This window comes from Polynucleobacter sp. 35-46-11, assembly GCF_002281105.1.
This window is the reverse complement of the sequence record NZ_NCFJ01000312.1, coordinates 1-3,013: the sequence shown is the minus strand read 5'-3', so window position 1 is coordinate 3,013 and position 3,013 is coordinate 1. Positions and strand designations below refer to the sequence as shown.

Genomic DNA, 3,013 nt, shown 5'->3' with positions numbered 1-3,013 from the left:
ATGACGGACCGTTTTCTTGGGCTGGTGTTTGGTTTAGCACGTGGCGCTGTGGTTGTGGTTGTGATGGCTACCTTAGCCGCTTTAACACCAATACCTCAAAGCGTAGCTTGGCAGAAAGCAATAACACGACCAGCTATCGATATGGCTACCAGTTTAATAAAAGGCTGGTTACCAGCTGATTGGGCAAAGCAATTGGGCAGTTCTATGCCTAAAATTACACCCACCGTTACACCTTCATTAACCATAGGGATCTAGGCTTATGTGCGGCGTTGTTGGAACAGTTTCCCACTCCCCAGTTAATCAGCTGATATACGATGCTTTGTTGCTTTTGCAACATCGCGGTCAAGATGCTGCAGGTATGGCAACGATGAATGGCAATTCATTCACAATGCATAAAGCAAACGGTTTAGTTCGAGATGTATTTAGAACCCGCAATATGCGTAGCTTAGTTGGTAATGCTGGCATCGGCCAAGTGCGCTATCCAACCGCTGGCTCAGCTAGTAGCGAAGAAGAGGCGCAGCCTTTTTACGTTAGTGCCCCATATGGAATTATCTTGGCTCACAACGGCAATCTCACCAATGCGGCTAGTCTTCGTGTAGAGATGGCTTATCGTGATCGTCGTCATATCAATACCAGCTCTGATACAGAGGTGCTGTTAAACGTTTTGGCTGACGAACTTCAAAAAGAGACTAATAGCGTAGCACTGGACGAGGGTGCAATGTTTAATGCAGTTACTGAGGTAACTAAGCGCGTTAAGGGCTCTTATGCGGTTGTCTCTTTGATTGCTGGCTATGGTTTATTAGCGTTTCGGGATCCATTTGGCATTCGTCCATTGTGTATTGGTCGCATTGATACACCTAAGGGTCCAGAGTGGATGATTGCTTCTGAGTCTGTTGCGCTTGATGGTCTTGGCTTTACTTTTGTACGTGACGTCAATCCAGGCGAAGCAATCTATATTGACTTAGATGGCAATTTCTATTCCCGTCAATGTGTTGCTGACGCAGTTCTAACGCCTTGTATTTTCGAGTACGTCTACATGGCCCGCCCAGACTCAACGATTGATGGCGTTACTGTTTATAACGTACGTATGCGGATGGGCGACTACCTTGCCGAAAAGATTCGCAAAGAAACTATTCCAGGTGAGATCGATGTTGTTATGCCGATTCCGGACTCCAGTCGTCCGGCGGCAATGCAAGTTGCTAAACGCCTTGGCGTTGATTACCGCGAAGGATTCTTTAAGAATCGTTATATTGGTAGAACCTTCATCATGCCAGGTCAAGCGGTTCGCAAGAAATCGGTTCGCCAGAAACTGAACGCAATGCGGATTGAATTCAAAGATAAAACCGTGTTGATTGTGGATGACTCAATCGTTCGCGGCACCACCTCTTTTGAAATAGTGCAGATGGCGCGCGAGTCTGGTGCCAAGAAAGTGATCTTTGCTTCTGCCGCGCCTCCTGTCCGCTTCCCGAATGTCTACGGAATTGATATGCCAACTCGGAGTGAGCTAGTTGCCTACGGTCGCACCGACGAAGAGATTAATAAGATGATTGGCGCAGATCAACTGATTTACCAAAGTGTTGAGGATATGAAGCAGGCAGTTAAAGATATCAATCCCAATATCCAACACTTTGAAGCCTCTTGTTTTGATGGTCACTATATTACTGGCGACATCAATGAATCTTATTTGGATGCCCTAGAGGCAGCTCGCAATACCTCTGAGGCTAAGGCAGATCGTCAACGCGACTCCAGTGATTTTGCGCGATCACAACTTCACCTGCATTTGGCTACCGAAGACTAAAAACAACGACAGAATTCCTCAGATACTACTGTCTGAGGCAATTCTGCAATTCGGTGTCAAAATAGCGGTATGAAGAGCAAAACTACCCGCAAAAAACCCGATTTCTCAAAACTTGCGCTAGAGACCCTTGCGGTTCGCGCTGGTACTCGCCGTACTGCTGAGTACCAAGAGCATTCAGAGGCGATGTTTCTCACTTCCAGCTTTTGCTTCGATAGTGCGGAGTTGGCTGCAGATGGTTTTGCGCATGCAGACCAAGGCTTTATTTACTCCCGATTTACCAATCCCACCGTCAGCATGTTCCAGGATCGATTGGCTGCATTAGAGGGTGGTGAGGCTTGCATTGCAACTTCCTCTGGAATGGCTGCTATTTTGACAATGGCCATGTCCCATCTGCAAGCGGGCGACCATGTGGTTTGCTCTCGCTCGGTATTTGGTGCAACCATTCAATTGTTTAGCAATATTTTGGGTCGTTTTGGTATTACAACTACTTATGTGGATTTGTCAGATACCAAGGCTTGGCAAAATGCCGTCCAAGAAAACACCAAACTTTTTTATTTGGAAACACCTTCCAATCCTTTAACTGAGATTGCGGACATTAAGGCAATTTCTAAGATTGCCAAGAAGGCAAAAGCTCTCTTTGCAGTAGATAACTGTTTCTGCACGCCTGCATTACAAAAGCCTCTCTCATTGGGTGCCGATATAGTCATCCATTCAGCAACGAAGTATTTGGATGGTCAGGGTCGCGTAGTGGGCGGCGCCATTGTTGGCAGCAATGATTTCATTATGGGTAAAGTATTTCCGTATGTTAGAACTGCTGGCCCAACGCTCTCTGCGTTTAATGCCTGGGTGTTTTTAAAGGGTCTTGAGACGCTAGAGTTGCGTATGAAGCAGCAAAGTCAAAATGCCTTGGAAATTGCTCAATGGCTAGAAAAGCAGCCTGGGGTAGAGCGTGTTTATCACCCTGGTCTGAAATCTCATCCGCAACATGCACTGGCTAAGCGTCAACAAAAAGCGGGTGGCGCTATATTGTCCTTCACTCTTAAGGGTGGCAAAAAGGCTGCCTTCAAATTGATTAATCAAACCAAGCTTTGCTCCATTACCGCAAACCTAGGTGATACGCGTACAACCATTACGCACCCTGCAACAACGACGCATTGCCGCGTTAGTCCAGAAGCTCGCAAAGCAGCAGGTATAACCGATGGACTCGTCCGAATT

General features: G+C 46.7%; 3 protein-coding genes. All 3 read left to right on the top strand.

The window, feature by feature from the left end; all coding sequences use genetic code 11:
• On the top strand, positions 1-255 hold a 255-nt coding region (locus B7Y67_RS14095; RefSeq protein ID WP_293599187.1), incomplete at its 5' end, for a CvpA family protein.
• A gap of 4 nt (positions 256-259) precedes the next feature.
• Entirely contained in the window at positions 260-1,798 is a 1,539-nt protein-coding gene (purF, locus tag B7Y67_RS14090; protein WP_215300836.1) for an amidophosphoribosyltransferase, read from the top strand.
• 69 nt (positions 1,799-1,867) lie between these two features.
• The coding region (locus tag B7Y67_RS14085) for an O-succinylhomoserine sulfhydrylase (RefSeq protein WP_293599186.1) at positions 1,868-3,013 on the top strand (1,146 nt) is incomplete at its 3' end.